The 15,846-nt window shown below is 71.0% G+C and carries 8 protein-coding genes; all 8 read left to right on the top strand.

All coding sequences use genetic code 11. The features are described 5' to 3' along the window. The first annotated feature begins 11 nt into the window (after positions 1-11). On the top strand, positions 12-512 hold the full coding sequence (locus ACY0I8_RS03120) for a TlpA family protein disulfide reductase (RefSeq protein WP_459942611.1): 501 nt from the start codon (positions 12-14) through the stop codon (positions 510-512). A gap of 26 nt (positions 513-538) precedes the next feature. Then, complete coding sequence (locus ACY0I8_RS03115) at positions 539-1,360, top strand: carboxypeptidase regulatory-like domain-containing protein (RefSeq protein WP_459942612.1); 822 nt, start codon at positions 539-541, stop codon at positions 1,358-1,360. Between the two features lie 566 nt (positions 1,361-1,926). Then, positions 1,927-2,808, top strand: coding sequence for a ligand-binding sensor domain-containing protein (locus tag ACY0I8_RS03110; protein ID WP_461393540.1), 882 nt, complete (start codon positions 1,927-1,929; stop codon positions 2,806-2,808). A 19-nt stretch (positions 2,809-2,827) separates the two neighbouring features. Further along, positions 2,828-6,751: a hypothetical protein gene (locus ACY0I8_RS03105; RefSeq protein WP_459942614.1), complete on the top strand. Its 3,924-nt coding sequence runs from the start codon at positions 2,828-2,830 to the stop codon at positions 6,749-6,751. Between the two features lie 97 nt (positions 6,752-6,848). After that, complete coding sequence (locus tag ACY0I8_RS03100) at positions 6,849-7,595, top strand: cytochrome c3 family protein (RefSeq protein WP_461393539.1); 747 nt, start codon at positions 6,849-6,851, stop codon at positions 7,593-7,595. A gap of 168 nt (positions 7,596-7,763) precedes the next feature. Continuing rightward, entirely contained in the window at positions 7,764-10,190 is a 2,427-nt protein-coding gene (locus ACY0I8_RS03095; protein ID WP_461393538.1) for a WD40/YVTN/BNR-like repeat-containing protein, read from the top strand. Further along, positions 10,187-11,938 (top strand): ligand-binding sensor domain-containing protein, encoded by a 1,752-nt coding sequence (locus ACY0I8_RS03090; RefSeq protein WP_461393537.1) that lies wholly within the window; start codon positions 10,187-10,189, stop codon positions 11,936-11,938. Before ACY0I8_RS03095 ends, ACY0I8_RS03090 begins: the two co-directional genes overlap by 4 nt. 110 nt (positions 11,939-12,048) lie before the next feature. Further along, positions 12,049-15,846: CxxxxCH/CxxCH domain c-type cytochrome (locus ACY0I8_RS03085; protein WP_461393536.1), on the top strand; the 3,798-nt coding region annotated here is incomplete at its 3' end.

Raw genomic sequence — 15,846 nt, 5'->3', positions numbered from 1 at the left:
AGGGGAACGGTATGCGTAAGAAATGGGCCTGCGGAGGCGGAGCGCTTCTGGTGGGGATGGTTCTGGCGGCGGTGGGGTGGGCGGCCTCGGTGGGAGACCCGTTGCCCCCGTTCCAGTTGGCCGACGTGGAGAACGGGCAGGTGGTGGACGTCGGAGCCATGGCGGGTTCGGGGGTTTTGGCGGTCACCTACATGCAGACCTCCTGCGCCGCGTGCCGAAAGGAGCTTCTGGCCCTCAAGGACCTTGCGGCCAGGTACCCCAAACTCCGGGTGGTGGCCATCAGCGTGGACTCCGGAAGCCCGGCCCGGGTCAAGCGGTACAAGGAGCACTTCGGGTTCGATTTCCCGTTCCTCCACGATCCTGAGTTCAAGACGCCGGAACTCTTCGGGTTCTCGTTCACCCCCGCGTTGGTGCTGGTGGGCTCCGACGGCAAGATCGCGCTCCTCAAGGGAGGCTACCGGCCGGGCGACGAGAACGAACTGGAGGCGAAGCTCCAGGAGTTGTTGAAGTAGCGGCTCGATTCCACGGAGGCAAAGCCATGCGGCGATGGATGGGGCTGGGGGTGGCGCTGTGGGCGGCGGTGGCCACGGGGGCCTGGGGCGCCGAGCCGCCCGAGGGCCGCGAGTTGTACCGGGACGTGCGGGGCCGGGTGGTGGACCCGGAAACGAAGGAGCCCCTGGCCGGGGTCCCGGTGAGCCTCCTTTACGAGATGACCACGACCGACGCGAGCGGACGCTTCGTGTTCGAAAAGGTGCCGCTCACCCACACGGCCGAGGTGAGCCTTCGGGTTCAGAGCAAGAGCGGACTGATCATCGGGTGTATCACGGTGGATGTGCCGGTGCGCTACTACCCCGTGGCCGTCGCGGTGGACGACCGGTTCGACATCGTGATCGTCGATCCCTCCGAGGACGTGGAGGTGGTGCTCCAGCCCCTGCCTCTGGCGCCGTCGGAGGTCGACCGCTTTTGCAGTTCGTGCCACGAGAACAACCCGTGCGTGGAAACGGCGTCTTACGACGACGTGATCAAGAGCGGAAAGGATCTGCGGGGCATCATCGTGCCCGAGGACCAGGTGGAGGAGTTCAAAAAGAGGCTCCAACTGGCGGGGGTGCGCAAGGACACCTACCGGAAGATCCGGTACCAGGACACCCACCCCGACGGCATGAACATGGATCTGATTCCGCAGCTCGAGCTGGAGCAGTACAAAGGGCGGTACCAGAAGCCCCAGTCGCTGCCCTTGGTGGACGGCAAGTACGTGACTTGCGACACGTGCCACACCCGCCACATGCCGACGGACCAGAAACAGTTCGTCGTGAAGAGTTACGAAACGGACAACGCCCTCTGTTACGAGTGTCACCTGTAAGCGCCGTTGTCGCCCGGGGAGTGGGCCTTCACCGCCGCGCCCTGTTTCAGGGTAGGACAATCCGCCGAGCTGGAACCACAGGGGGTTGGGCCTTCCAGCTTCCCAGCCTCCTAGCCTTCCAGCCTCCCAGCCGATTCGAGGTTCCGATGCGTTTTCTTCGTTCCTTCTGTTTGTTGGGGGTGGTTGGGTTGGTCGCCTGCGCAACACCGGGGGGGACACCCCGGCCTGCAGGGACCGCGGCCAGGACCTTGGCGACTGAGGCGGGCGAGGTCCGGACGGCCCCGGCGCGGCCGGTTCTGGAGCCCCCGCCCGAGCTTCCTGCGCGTTCGGCCGAGGAGCGCTGGGAGGAAGCGCGGCGGCGGGCAAAGCGCCTCGAGCCCCGGATCCGCGAAGACATCGCTCGGGTGAGCCCGCCTCCCGTTCCCGAGGAGGTCCTGTCTCCGCCCGTGCCGAAGCAAAAGCCTGCGGCAAAGGCGCCGGCCCCCTCGCCGGCGGCGAAAGCGCCTGAGGAGAAACCGGCCTCCGCCGAACCGGTTCCGGCCCCCCAAGAGGTGGGGCGCGCCTCGGTGCCGGACGTGCGGGTCACCCAGCGCTACACCACGGAGAACGGCCTACCCTCGAACCGGATCACGGCCCTCTACGTGGACGAGACGGACGCTTGGGTCGGCACGGCCGACGCGGGGGTGGCCCGGCTCAACTTCGAGGAGGGCAACTGGATCGTGACCAAAGTGGAGGACGGGCTGGCCTCGAACCGGGTCACCGACATCGCCAAGTACAAGGGAGTGGTCTATGTGGGCACGGACGCCGGGATCAGCGTCTGGGACGGGGCTTCGTGGCAGATCAAAGACACCGAGGGCCGGGTGAAACTGGTGAACGCCCGGTTCCGGGTGCACGACGGGCTCCTGTGGGTCGCTGCCCGTACCATGCACGGGGGGCTTCTCACCTTCGACGGGGAGCGGTGGAAGGATCGGGGCACCATGAAGCCCGGCACGGTTCTCAATAACGTGTCGGACTTCGACTTCGCCGGCGATACCCTGTGGATCGGCACCACGAACCGGGGGGTATACCGGTTCGACGGTAAGGGCTGGACCACGTTCACCGTGGCCGACGGGATCGCCAGCAACTTTGTGTACACCCTGGCCGTAAAGGGGGCGACCTGCTACCTGGGCGGGTGCTGCGGGGTGAGCGTGTACGAGAACGGTTCGTGGCGGATTTACGACATCGCCGAGGGGTTACCCCACTCCACGGTAAACGCCATCGCGGTGGACGGGGACCTCGTGTGGTTCGGGTCGAAGAAGGGCCTCGGGCTGTTCGACGGGTTCCAGTTCACGAACTTCTATACCGAAGACGGCCTCACCGACGACCGGATCACCGCGCTCTTCGTGCGCGGTACCGAGGTGTGGGTGGGAACGGCCAACGGCCTGAACCGTCTCGAAAAGAGCTACTGAGCGAGGGAGCGACAGGGCCATGCACAGAACCTCGGAGCGGACGGCAAAGCCCCTGGCGCTGGCGGTGGCGGCGCTCGGCGTGGTCCTCTTTTCGGCACTGCCGTCCCGGGCCGACCACTCCCTCGGCCGGCCGTGCCTTTCGTGCCACGCCCTGCGGTCCACGAAGGTGGTGCCGGGGTCCCGGAACATCCTGAGCGACAACGTCCAGGACGCCCTGTACCAGACCGATTTTTACTGCGGGTCGTCCTGGACGGGGGGGGAACCCTTGGACTGCTCCTATTGCCACGGGTCCACGGGCGACATCGCCAACGAGATCGCGGCGGCGGCTGGCGGCGCGAACGGGTCGGCCCACCCCGTGGACGTGGGGGGCGACAACGCGAGCTACACGAGCGCGAAGCGCATCTTCTGCAACGACTGCCACAACGGCGACACCGACAACGCCACCAACCCCGGTCCGGACCTCCTGCCGGAAACCCTGTGCACCAAGGGCCCGGGCGACGGGTACCCGAACCACCACAGCCTGGTGATTGGGGCCACGGACCCCGGCGCGAACAACCTGGCTGACAATCCGCCACGGCTCGGCGGCAAATACGGCCCGTTGGGCGGTGCGACGTCCAGCAACGGCGGGGTGGACTGGTCCAAAACGACCTTCGCCACGGCGGACGTGTTGTGCTTCCTGTGCCACGACGGTGACGCGGGGACATCGCCGCCGTACGCGACGGGGATGGATGAGGACACGGGCGACGGCACCGGCGCCGCCAACATACTGGCCGAGTTCAACGCCGGCGGACACAACAACCGGGGCAAGGGGAACCTCACCCACGAACTCCCGTGCTACGACTGCCACGACCCCCACGCGGCCTCCGGCGCCTCGGGGAACGACGCCCTGCTGATCAACGGCGCGGACACGCCTGCGAGCCCCTACGGCACCACCGAGTTCGTGGTCACCGGGTACGACGCGGCGGACGCAACGGGTGCGAGCCAGCGGGCGGTGTGTCTGGCCTGCCATTCGTCCGGTGGCGCCCGGGTCAAGGACGAGTCCAGCGACACGTGGGTTTCCGCGCCTCCGGCGCTTTCCGGATTCACCCCGGAGTTCCCGTTCCACGCAGGGGTCCACGATGCGGTGCAATCTTCCGGCGGGTGCTGGGGAGCTTTAGGGTGTCATCCGAGCCCCCACAACACGGGAGGCACCCTGTACTGTCTGTCGTGCCACACGAAGGACGGGCCCGGGTTCGTTCAGAATCGGCACGTCGACAGCGAGTTCGGCCACGTCGGCGCCGTGCGGGGGAACGATCTTCTGAGTTTCCACACCATCAACTACGACACCTCCGCCGACATGAGCGTCCCCGACAACAACGGGTGCCTCAAATGCCACGACACCCGTGGCGGTCCGGCCAACGCGATCCTCAAAGATGACGACGGCAACTTTTACACCGGCTCGTTGGGAAACAGCTTCTCCCAGCGGGAGGATCTGAAACACTACGACCCCTTCTGCCTTTCGTGCCACGACGGGGCGGGGAACGACGTCGAGTTCACCACGTCGGCGTCCTACACGCTGAGCGACTGGCTCAACGGCGGGAGCCAGACCGTGCCGGCGGCGACCCGGCTTCCCCCCCAGGTGAACAACCGCACGGGGGCGTCCTGGGACCAGGGGTACTTTTTCACGGTGGGTCACGGCCGCGGGAACGGCCAGGCCACCACGGCGTTCCCCTGGTCCGGGAACCCGGCGCCCAAGATCCCCTGCCTCGAGTGCCACCTGTACCATGGGTCCACGGCGTTCAAGCTGCTGCCGGGGCCGAAGCAGACCGCCGACGGAATGGGCCACGTGGTCAAGGGGTACGCCTACGCCGTGGAGACCATTGGCACGAAGTTCACGATCGGCGGGGTGGCCGACTCCACCGAGATCGATTACACCGACTACACCGACCCGGCGAAGAACCCCCGCCTGGGGAACATCACCCCCCAGCGCAACTATTTCCGCTCCTGGTACGTCTCGGAGTACGTGAACGCCAAACCGTGGTCCACGTACCACTACACGGGGTCGATCGACACCCCCGACGGCATCACCACCCACTTTGGGACCTCCGGGGAGGTGCATGACAATTCCGACGTGACCGACGAACTGGGGTGCGGCAAGGACGCCCAGACCACTACCACCAAGGTCGGGTTCTGCAACGCCTGCCACTTCTACTCCCAGACGACCGACGGCACCCAGGACACGTACGGTTGGGTGTACACCCACGAGGGCAGCGTGGGGCTCACGGACTGCTCCGGGAACGATCTGAAATCCCAAATGAACTTTTTCAAGGACTGCGCCGAGTGCCACGACCCCCACGGGTCGGGCGAGGGGCAGGACAGCGCCGCGAGCCCGGCCAACATCTACATGATCCGTAAGAAGATCAAGCACGCGCCCACCGACAGCGAGGCGGACGTCAAGAACACGAACTGGTGGAGCGCCGTGGTGTTCACCAGCACCACCGGCACCGATAGCTTCGACGAGCCCGACACGGACAACACGGACGACCTGTGCACCGTGTGCCACCAATCGAGCTCCGAGAACGCCAACGACAACGTCAATCACAATTACCGGTCCCAGACTCTGGCGAGCGATCACCAGGTGGGCAACAACTGTACCCAGTGCCATCCCCACGGCGGCAAGAAGGGCCAGGGCACGACCAACCAAGGGCTGATCGGGTTTCCCCAGGCGGCCTGCAACGGCTGCCACGGGTTTCCGCCGGCGCCGGCAGCCCGCGCCCTGGAAGGGGGCGACCCGAACCTCGTGGCCGAGAACTACCCCGGTGGCGGGGGGGCTCACATCGAGCACGTGAACAACCTCTTGCTCGTGAAGTTCCCGTCCTCCGACAACGCCAAAGAACTCTGCGGTCCCTGCCACGGCGACGACGCGGGGAGCGGGCCCGACCACGCCACCTCGGGGGAGCTCTCCGGCAGTTGGAACATCGCGAGCCGGGCCCACGTGAACCTGAAGGAGCGCACCAACTCGTCCTGGGACGGCATGGCGGGGGATCCCGCGGCCGGGGCCTACGGGGGAACGGCGCTTCCCACCACGCCGCCGGGCGACGCGGTGGATCCGGCGGACAGCACCTGCACCGGGGTGGACTGCCACGGCAATCCCACGGCCTCGGAGAGCCTGCACTGGAACCTTGCCTCCGCCGGGGACGGCGCCGGCGATTCCGACGGCCTGGGCCGCAGCCAGGCCTGCGCGGGATGCCACGACGGGCTCGACAGTCAGGCCGAGATCCGGCTTTGGGACCGAAATGACGCCGCCACCTACACGTCCAAACTCGCCCCGGACGCGACCCGGGCCTACTACGCCACCCCTTCGGGCTACTCCCGCGGCGGCCACGGCGACGCGGGCATTCAGACCGAGGATCCGTTCATCGACTCGGCTCCGGGGGTGACCACGCCCATCGACTGCACGGCGTGCCACGATGCCGCCCAGCCCCATTTCCCGGCGCAGGCCGCGAACCTGCACCGACTGCGGACCCAGACCTTGCAGGCGGCCGACGATGTGAGCGGCCTGTGCACCCGCTGCCACACGGCCTACAACGATACGGCTCCCAACGGAAACCCGCTGCACCACCCCTCGGGGGTCTCGTTCACTCGGGCGTACAACGAGCCCACCGGGGTGAACTACGACGTGCCGGCCGGGGGCGAGGGGGACGTGGACGAGTTCGTCATGTACTGGAGCGACACGTCGTACACCGCCATCGGGAACCCCACCCAGGTGGACCTGCCACGGCTCGACGATATCTTCCCGGGGCAGCCGCAGAACCTGGCCTGCACCACCTGCCACCAGCCCCACGGCACCGACCTGGCCGTGGACGTGGGGCAGGGCGGGGGCGGCACGTACACCGAGATCCCCGACAACAACATGCTGCGGCTGCGCGACACCGACAACACGTTGTGCAACGCGTGCCATTAGGGGCGGTGACGAGTGACAAGTGACGCGTGACGGGAAACCGTGGTTCGGGGCGGGGAGGTCCGCCCCGTTTTTGTGGCCCGACAACAGAGGGAGAGGCATGCGGGAACTTCTCGGTTTGCTGCTCGCCGTCGCCTTGGCCGCCGGCCCGGCCTGGGCCGGGGAGCACCCCGGCAGCGGCGCCGACTGCCGCCGGTGTCACACGGCCGGTCGGGGCACGGCCGAGGCGCCGAAGGTAGTTCCGGAGCCGCCGGGATTCTGGGCCCGGCTGTTCGGGGCGAAGCCCATCGAGGGCCACCCCTCGGTCTCCTGCGCCGGCGTGGTGCGCGAGGACGGCACGGTGACGGGTTGCCACCGGCCGGAAGGGGGCGGGGAGGCGTTTCTGGTGGCCGGCGGCCAAGGCCGGCCCGTGGACGAACTGTGCGGCGCTTGCCACGCGGAGCAGCGGGAGCCGGGCAAGCACCACCCCACGTACAAGAAGGACACCGACGCCGACGGCGTGCCCGACAAGATCGTACGGCCGGCGGGGGGGCAGGAGGTGTACGGCCCGTATGCCCCCAGCCCCGAGGGCCCCGTGGATACGCTGGAGTTCCGGACGCTCCCCGACGGGACGAGGGAACTCGTGGTGCGCCTGCCCCTCGAAACCGTGACCGAGACCGTGGACGGGGCGGAGGTCGTGGAGCCGGGCGTGGTCACCTGCACCACCTGCCACAACCCCCACTACGGGTACCTGGCCGGCGTGGGGTCCGAGGAGGACCTCAACACCGACCTCGTGGCCCGGGAGTCGGGTGACGCCCTGCTCCGGCTTCGGGATTTCGACAACGCCCTGTGCGAGGCCTGCCACTAGGGGCAAAGGACCGTCTTGCCGCACCCTGTTTCCCGATTCGTCCGCCGGCCGGCCGCGGTGCTCGCGGCCGCATGCAGCCTGGCGCTGATCCCGGCGCGGCCGGCGTGGTCCGCGACGGACCGCTGGGAGCCCTACCCGCCCGGCGTCGGCGGGCCGTGGGGAGGGTCGGTGTACCGGGTGGTCCTGGCGGATCCGTCCGACACCGATACGGCCTGGGCCGCCACCGGGGGCGGGGTGTTCCGGTGGGACCCGGCGGACGCCCGGTGGGAGGCGGCGGGGTTCCGGGGGGATCTCGTCTACGACCTGGCCGTGTGCGGGGGCGATTCGCCGGAGATGATCCTGGCGGCCCTGGGGGGCCAGGGGCTTTGGGCGAGCCCGGACGAAGGCGCCTCTTGGGACCGGGTGCTCGCCGGTTCGGTCAAGCGGGTCGCCGCTTCGGCCGACTGCGCCACCGTCTGGGCCGCCGGGGAGAGCGGGGGCACGGACCTGCTCCGGCGCAGTCTGGACGGGGGCGCCACGTGGAGCGACGGGGTCCCGATTGCCACGGTAAACCGCATCGCCCCTTCCGGCGCCACGGCCTGGATCGCCGCGGCCACGGGGCTCTACCGGTGGGATGAGGGGGGGAACGCACCGGTTTCGGTGCCCGGGCCCGATGTGGCTTCCGCGTCCGACGTGTCTGCGGCCGGAGACGTGGTGGCCGTGGCCTCGGGGGCCGAGCTCTGGGTTAGCCTCGACGGCGGCGGAGCCTGGGAGGAACGCCACGCCGCCTCGGGGGGGGCGGGGCTCGACTTTGAAAGCGTGGAACTCGTGGCCGCCGACGGGAACGGGCGGGTCCTCTACTGGGTGAACGGGGCCCCGGCCGGCGTGCTCCTGGAAACGAACGAAACGGGTTTCACCTCGGTGGCGAAACCCGAGGAGGGCTGGGTTCCCCTGAGCCTCGCGGCGACCGCCGACGGGGACTGGATCGGGGCGGCCAAGGCAGGGGCGTACCGGCGGGAGTTCGGCGGGGCGCCCGCTTGGGCCTCGGACGGCATGGCGGCGTTCGCGGCCGGCACCTTGGCCTTCGCGCCCGACGGTTCGGGCCGGCTTGCGGCGGGTGGCGGCGAGACCGGCGAGGGATGGGGCGGGGTGCTGGTTTGGAACCCGGAGGACGGGGCGTGGTCCAGGGCCCCGGGCCTTCCAGCTCCCTCGGTGGCGTGGGTGGGGTACCGCGGAGCCGAACTCTGGGCCTCGCTTCCCGGGTTCGGCCTGTACCGCTCGCGGGACGGGGGCGGGACCTGGGAGGTTCGAAACGGCGGGCTGGGGCCCTCGGTGGCCCAGAACCCGGGACCCGTCCTCCCGGTCCCGGGCCGGCCGGACCGGCTCCTGGCCGGATTCCTCGAGACCGTGCGGGCGAGCGACACGGCCGGGGCCCTCTGGGAACGGCCCGCGGCCGCGCCCCCGGGCGCCGCCCAGAGGCCCTGGCAGCTCACCCTGGCGCCGCCCGCCACGGTGTACGCGGCCGCCCCTGGCCAACAGGCCGGCGAGGGCCTGGTCCATCGCAGCGACGACGGGGGCGGCAGCTGGGTCGAGGCGGCCCGGTTGAATGCCCCGGCCACGGCGATCGCCGCGGCCCCCCGGGATCCGGACGCGCCGGTGTTCGTGGGGACGGACGGGGGGCTCTGGATCCTCCGGAACGCGGGGGGCAACCGCTTCAAACCGGGAAGCCTGCCCGAGGCGGCCGTGTCGGCCTTGGCCGTGGACGACCGGCCGGGCCCGGCCCGGGTGGCGGTGGCGTTCCAGGGCGAGGGCGTGTGGATCCCCGAAGACAGGGGAAACGCCTGGCAACGTCTTCCCGAGGAGGGGCTGGTAGCCGAATCCGGGCGGCTGCCCTTCGTGTCGGCCCTGGCCTTCGAGCCCGGCACAGGGCGCCTGGTGGCCGGGGCCGGAACCCGGGGGCTCGTGTATCTGGACCTGGGGGAAGATGCGGTCGTCACGGGCCGGATCACCGGGGTGGCCGTGGCGGGGGACGCGGCGACGATCGAATTTCTCACCGACGCCGGGGAGGCGGGGTGGAGCCTCGACGGCGAGACGTTCACCTGGGACGACGCGTCGGGGGCGTTGACGGTTTCGCTGCCCCCGGGGGACGGCGGGCTTCTGGTGTTCGTCCGGTTCCGCTCGGCGGGCGAGGAGTCGCCCACCTACCGGGTGCTGGCCGAGCGGCCCGACGTGACGCCGCCGTCCCCCGAGCTTTCGGGCCTGACGGACACCGTGGCCGCGGGGCAGCCGGTGACGGTCACGGTTTCGGGCGACGACGTGGTGGAGTACCGGTACCGGCTGGACGGCGGGGCGTTCCCCGACGCCTGGACGCTCCGGACGGTTCCCCTGGAACTGGGAAGTCCGGCCGCGGGGTCCCACATCCTGGAGGTGGAGGCCCGGGACGAGGCCGGGAACCGGGCGAGGGTCGAGGTCCGTTTCACGGTGGAGGCGCAATCCACCGAGCCGCCGGGGGGCGGGACCGAACCGCCTCCCTCGTCGGGCGGGGGCGCCTCGTCCGGTGGGGGCGGAGGGGGAGGCGGCGGGTGCTTCCTTACGGTCCTCGGAGGGGCCGAATGAGGCGGTTTGGCGCGGTCGTGCTGCTTTGGTGTCTGGCGGCGGCCGCCGTGGCGCCGGTGGGTGCCCTGGCCGAGGGGCCCTTCGGCGGGTCGGTCACGGCGCTCGTGGCCGGGCCCGGCGGCGGCCCGGCCTGGGCCGGCACCGAGCGGGGCCTCTTCCGGTTCGAGGGCAACCGGTGGCGCCGCGTCGACGCCTGGGGTGTGCGCCAGGTCACGGCCCTTGCCGCGGTTGGCGAGGCGCTGCTTGCGGCCGAGCACCGAAACGGCCTGTGGCGCAGCGCCGACAGCGGGGCGTCGTGGGAGCCGGTGCGCTCGGGGCTCGCCTCGGCCACCGGCACCCCGGTGCGCGAGGTGCTGTGCCTGGCGGCAGGCCCGGACGGCCGGGTGTACCTGGGCTCGGCCGGCCAGGGGGCGTTCCGGAGCGACGACGCGGGCCGCACCTGGGTCCGCCTGGACCGGGGGCTGGAGGGCCGCCCCCCGCCGGCCTACCACGTGACCGCGCTGCTGCCGCCCGAGGGGGACCGGCCGCTTCTCGCCGGTACCGACGGCGGGGGGCTCTTCGCCTGGGGCGAAGGGGGCTGGACCGAGGTGGGGGGGCTTCCCCCGCGGCTTCGGGTGTCGGGCCTCGCCGCGGAGCCGGGGAACCCGGGCCCCGTGCTCCTGGCCACCCGGGGGGAGGGTCTGTGGGAGAGCCGGGACGGGGGCGCCACCTGGAGCCGCGCCCGCAAGGGGGTCTTCGGCCTCGTAACCGCGGCGGCCGTCGCCCCGGACGGCGGATGGGCGGCCGCGTTCGCCGGAGAGGGGCTCGTCGTCTCGGGCGCCCCCCGTCCCCGGGCCACGGGGCTGTGGAAGGAGGCCGAGGTCCGGGTCCTGCTGCGGGACGGGGAGGGGTGGCTCGCGGGCCTCGCCCACGACGGCGTGTGGCGCCTCGGCGGCGATCTAAGCCCCGAGCCCCTCGCCGGGGGCATGGACGCGACGACCGTGCTCGCCCTTTGGCGCTCCGCGGACGGTACCCTCTGGGCCGGCGACGGGAACGGCGCCTTCCGCTCGGCCGACGGCGGGGCCACCTGGGGGCCGGCCGACGCGGGCCTTCCCGGCGCGGCGGTCACGGCGTTCCTCGAGGCCTTCGGCGGCCTTTACGCCGGCACCGGGGGCCGCGGGGTGTTCCGGTGGAATCCGGGGGAGAGCCGCTGGGACGACGTGTCCCAGGGCCTCGGCACGGCGAACACCATCTTCTCCCTGGCCACGGACGGCGCGTTCCTCTACGCCGGCACCGAGGGCGGGGTGGTGCGCCGGGGCGCCGACGGGCCCTGGGAGCACGTGGCCGCGGGGCTCCCGCCGGCCGGCCGGTGGGCCGTGGCCGCGGCCGGGGGCGCGGTCTGGGCCGCCGGCGGCGAAAGCCTCTACCGCTCGGCCGACCGGGGGGAGACCTGGGGGCGGGTGGGGCCCTCCGGGGCCGTTGCCCTGGCGGCCCGGCCGGCGGGGGGGCTCTGGAGCCTGGAGCCCTTCGGCCTCGGGGCCTGGGCGGGGGCCGACGAGCCGCCGCGGATCGAGCTCGGCCCGGGGGAGCAGTTCACGGCCTGGGCGTTTGGTGCCGATCAGATCTGGTTGGGAACCAACTGGGGCCTGTGGCGATGGCGGGCCGGCGGGGGCGAGCGGGTGTGGGAGGGGGCCCGGGTCACGGCCCTTTGGGCCGAGGGGGTCGGGGCTTGGGTGGGCACCGACGGACGGGGCGTCGTGACGCCCTGAGGCGCGAATGGGGCGCCCGTAACCCCGACCGGTTCGATCGGTATCCGGTCACGGCGCGGCGGGCGCCACGGCATTGGTGAGGGATCGCGATGAGAAGGGGAGCCGGACCCATGGGAGTTCGCGCACGTAGGCGCTGGATCGCGGCCGTGTGGGCCGCCGCCGTGGCGGCGCTCGTCGGGGCCCCGCCCGCCCGGGCCACCCACTACCCGCCGGGGTGGAAGTGCTACGAGTGCCACGCGGTGAGCGCCTCGAAGATCGTGCCGGGCACCCACCTGATCAAGCAGAGCCAGAAGACCTTCGACCTGGGGATCACCTCGGGCGACCCCTCGATCCGGTGCCTCTTCTGCCACGAGGCGTTCCGGTCGGCCCAGAACCCCGACGGGCTTCCCCGGGACCGCATGAAGGGGGTGGACGACCATTTCTCCTCGTCCGCCCTGTCGAAGCACCCGGTCGACGTCCAGAAGAGCAAGCTCACCCAGGACGCCACGGCCTTCGACTGCCTCGACTGCCACACCGTGGCCGGGTTCGACCTCACGAACCCGGCGAACCCCAACATCCACGGGGTGGACGCCTCCCAGGCGATCCTTCCGGTGGAGCAGACGCTGGTGGGCTCGCCCCTTGACACCTCGGACGCCGAGATCTCGGTGAAGACCTGCCAGAACGCCAACTGCCACGACGGGGACGGGGGGGCGTTGAACGGGTACACGGCGCCGCCGCGCCACTCGGCCTCCAACGCAAAACTCACCCTGAACGACGCGCCTGTGACCTCGGGGAGCGCCGATGCCGACGCCACGGGCCAGATCTACTGCACCAAGTGTCACGCCTCCCACGGGAGCTTGGACGGCGAGGCGCTGCTCGCGCTTCCCAACACCTCGGGCTCCAACGGCCAGCCGGCCACCGGCAAGGCGGTCGCGCTCGACGAGTGCGACGTGTGCCACACCCAGGACGAAAACGGGGGGCTCACCGACAATTTCTACGCCTACGGCCACGGCCGGATCGTGGGCGGGGGCTGCGCCGCGTGCCACGAACTGCGGCACGATGCGAACGGCGACAACCTGTTCGACCCGGCCCCGCGGCTCAAGCTGGCCGAGGACACCTCTGCCACCTCCACGTTTTCGGGCACGTACCTGAACTCCAACTGCAAGAGCTGCCACCGGGGCCACGCGAACCACAGCGCGCCTACCGACCCGCGCCGGGCCGGGTGCCTCGACTGCCACGACCCCCACGGCACCACCGCGGCGGACGCGACCTTCCAGAACGACACCATGATCCGCCGGAGCATCCAGGGGGAGGAGGTGCGGCTCCCGGGGGACCCGGCGCTCATCGGCCCGCCGCCGCCCGACGGGGCGGGCGACACCTACGACGGCGACTGGTTCAACCCGGGCTCGGGAAGCCCGGCGGTGACCACCGGGGTGTGCGACAACGTGGCCTGCCACACGGCGCTCACCACGAACCTCCAGACCGACCACCGGGGCGGCACCCTGGGGGACGCCACCTGCTCCACCGGGCCGGGGTGCCACACCACCCACCTGCAGGCGGGCCGGCAGGGCAAAACCTTCGGGGCGGCCTCGTGCGACGGATGTCACGGGTTTCCTCCGGCCACCAACGCACACCAAAAGCACGTGGACGTGGCGGGGTTCGCCTGCGAGGCCTGCCACGGCCAGCTCGGGGGTGCCGGGGGCACGAGTCACAACGAGTCGGGCATCGGCGACAAGACCCAGTTCGATAACACCTGGGCCACGAACCCGGGCCTCATCCGCAACAACGTGGACCTGGATCTCGCCTACGACGGCACGAACCCGAGCGGCACCTACAGCCTGGCCAAGGGGAGCCGGCCGAACGACACCGTGACCTACGGCACCTGTAACGCGCTGTACTGCCACGGGAACGACACGACGCTGTTCCCGGCGGCGAGCCAGGGCACCGACACCACGCCCGAGTGGAACGGCACAGCCGCCTGCGGCACCTGCCACGGCGCCACGGCCGCGGCCCCCCCGGGCTCCAACGCCCACCCGGTGCACGCGGGAAGCGCGGGCGGCTACGCCTTCCCCTGCAACACCTGCCACGCTACCACCACGGCCGACGGGACGAGCGTGATCTACCCGGCCCACGTGAACGGCCAGGCCGACGTGGCCTTCGACCCGGCCGACGCCCGGCTCGACGGGGCGAGCAGCTACGCCGGCGACGCCGCGGTGGGCTCGGGCTACGGAGCGTGCAGCGCCACCTACTGCCACAGCCAGGGGCTCGACCGCACCAAACCCTTCACGGGCCAGAACACGGCCGCGCTCACGGCCGTGGCCTGGAACGGGGCGGCCAACTGCTCCACCTGCCACGGCTTCGGGCCCTCCTACGCCAACGACACCCCGATCGAGGCGGGCACCAAGAAAAACAGCCACGCCAAGCACGCGAGCTACGGGTGCGAGGCCTGCCACCAGCCCACCACCACCACGGGGAACACCATCACCGACCGCACCCAGCACGTGGACGTGGGCTTCGACCTCGCGCCCGACACGGGCGCGGGGGTGAGCTTCACGGTGACCACCCTCGGCGACCTCACCCAGGCCACGAGTTGCGCGAGCATCTCGTGCCACGGCGGCGGGAGCGCCACCTGGGGCCAGACGCTTTCCTGCGACAGTTGCCACTTCTCCACCTCGGACACCGACGACTTCTCGTACCTGAACGGCACCACGGCCACGGTGAGCCAGGCCGAGTGGGACTACTCGGGCCACGGCAAGGCCTCGGGGACCTACGACGTCTCCGGCAACGCCGCGGCCGCGTTCGCCGGACCGGCCTCGGACCCCGAGGGGTGCGCCTACTGCCACGACTTCTCCGTGGCCCATGGCACGGCCACGAACCCGTTTCGGCTCGTGAACCAGGGCGTCTTGGGCCGGGGGGCCACCGAGGACGGGGGCTGGAACGACGTCTGCCTCACCTGCCACTCCACCTTGGATACGGACGGGTACGACCCGGACGGGGCGGGCGCGGGGTACGCGGCCAAGAACGGGAAAGACGTGGACGCGAACCACTACGGCACCAAGCACGACGCGGCCACGGACGGGGGCACGTTCTGCTGGGACTGCCACGACCCCCACGGCGACCGCACGAGCGGCGGGGGGAACATCTACATGGTGCACCGGGACGTGACCCAGACCTCCGACGGGGCCTACGGGATCCCCTCCACCACGGTGACCCCCGTGTTCACCAACAACGCCACGGGCACGGACTACGCAAAAAGCGCCGCGCCCTATAACGGCGTCTGCCAGGTGTGCCACACGGCGGCGGCCCACTACACCTCGAGTTCGGGCGACGGGCACAACAGCGGGCTCCGGTGCACCTCGTGTCACCCCCACAACGCCGAGTTCGCCCCCAACATCGACAACAACCGCTCCTGCGCCGGGTGCCACACCGCCGGGAGCGACAACGACGACTACACCTACGGCAACGCCAACACGGCGGCCGTGTCCACGGCCGAGTGGGCCGATTCGGGCCACGGCCGGGCCTCGGGCACCTACGACGTCACCGGAAACCCGGCGGCCGCGTTTTCGGGGCCGGGCGACGATCCCGAAGGGTGCAACTACTGCCACGACTACACCGTGCCCCACGGCGGGGCCAACTACTTCCGCCTGGCCAACCGCGACGGCGCAACCGCCTCGGACCCAGACTTCGGGTACGGGTGGAACAACGTGTGCCTCGTGTGCCACGCGGCGGGCGACGCGGGCTACGACCCGGACGGCGGGGGCGGGCTCTACACCCTCCGGAACTCGGCGCTCGACGTGGACGAGAACCACTACGGGGCGAAGCACGCGGCGGGCACGGGCGGCACGTTCTGCTGGGACTGCCACGACCCCCACGGCGACCGGGCCTCGGGCACGGGGAACATCTCGATGATCCACCGCACGGTGAGCAAG

The organism is Deferrisoma sp. (assembly GCF_054681715.1).
This window is presented reverse-complemented; position numbering and strand designations above follow the sequence as displayed.

Bases quoted from the DNA above. Each gene is read 5' to 3' on its own strand.
- ACY0I8_RS03120 (WP_459942611.1), top strand. From the start codon at position 12: ATGCGTAAGAAATGGGCCTGCGGAGGCGGAGCGCTTCTGGTGGGGATG.
- ACY0I8_RS03115 (WP_459942612.1), top strand. From the start codon at position 539: ATGCGGCGATGGATGGGGCTGGGGGTGGCGCTGTGGGCGGCGGTGGCC.
- ACY0I8_RS03105 (WP_459942614.1), top strand. From the start codon at position 2,828: ATGCACAGAACCTCGGAGCGGACGGCAAAGCCCCTGGCGCTGGCGGTG.
- ACY0I8_RS03100 (WP_461393539.1), top strand. From the start codon at position 6,849: ATGCGGGAACTTCTCGGTTTGCTGCTCGCCGTCGCCTTGGCCGCCGGC.
- ACY0I8_RS03090 (WP_461393537.1), top strand. From the start codon at position 10,187: ATGAGGCGGTTTGGCGCGGTCGTGCTGCTTTGGTGTCTGGCGGCGGCC.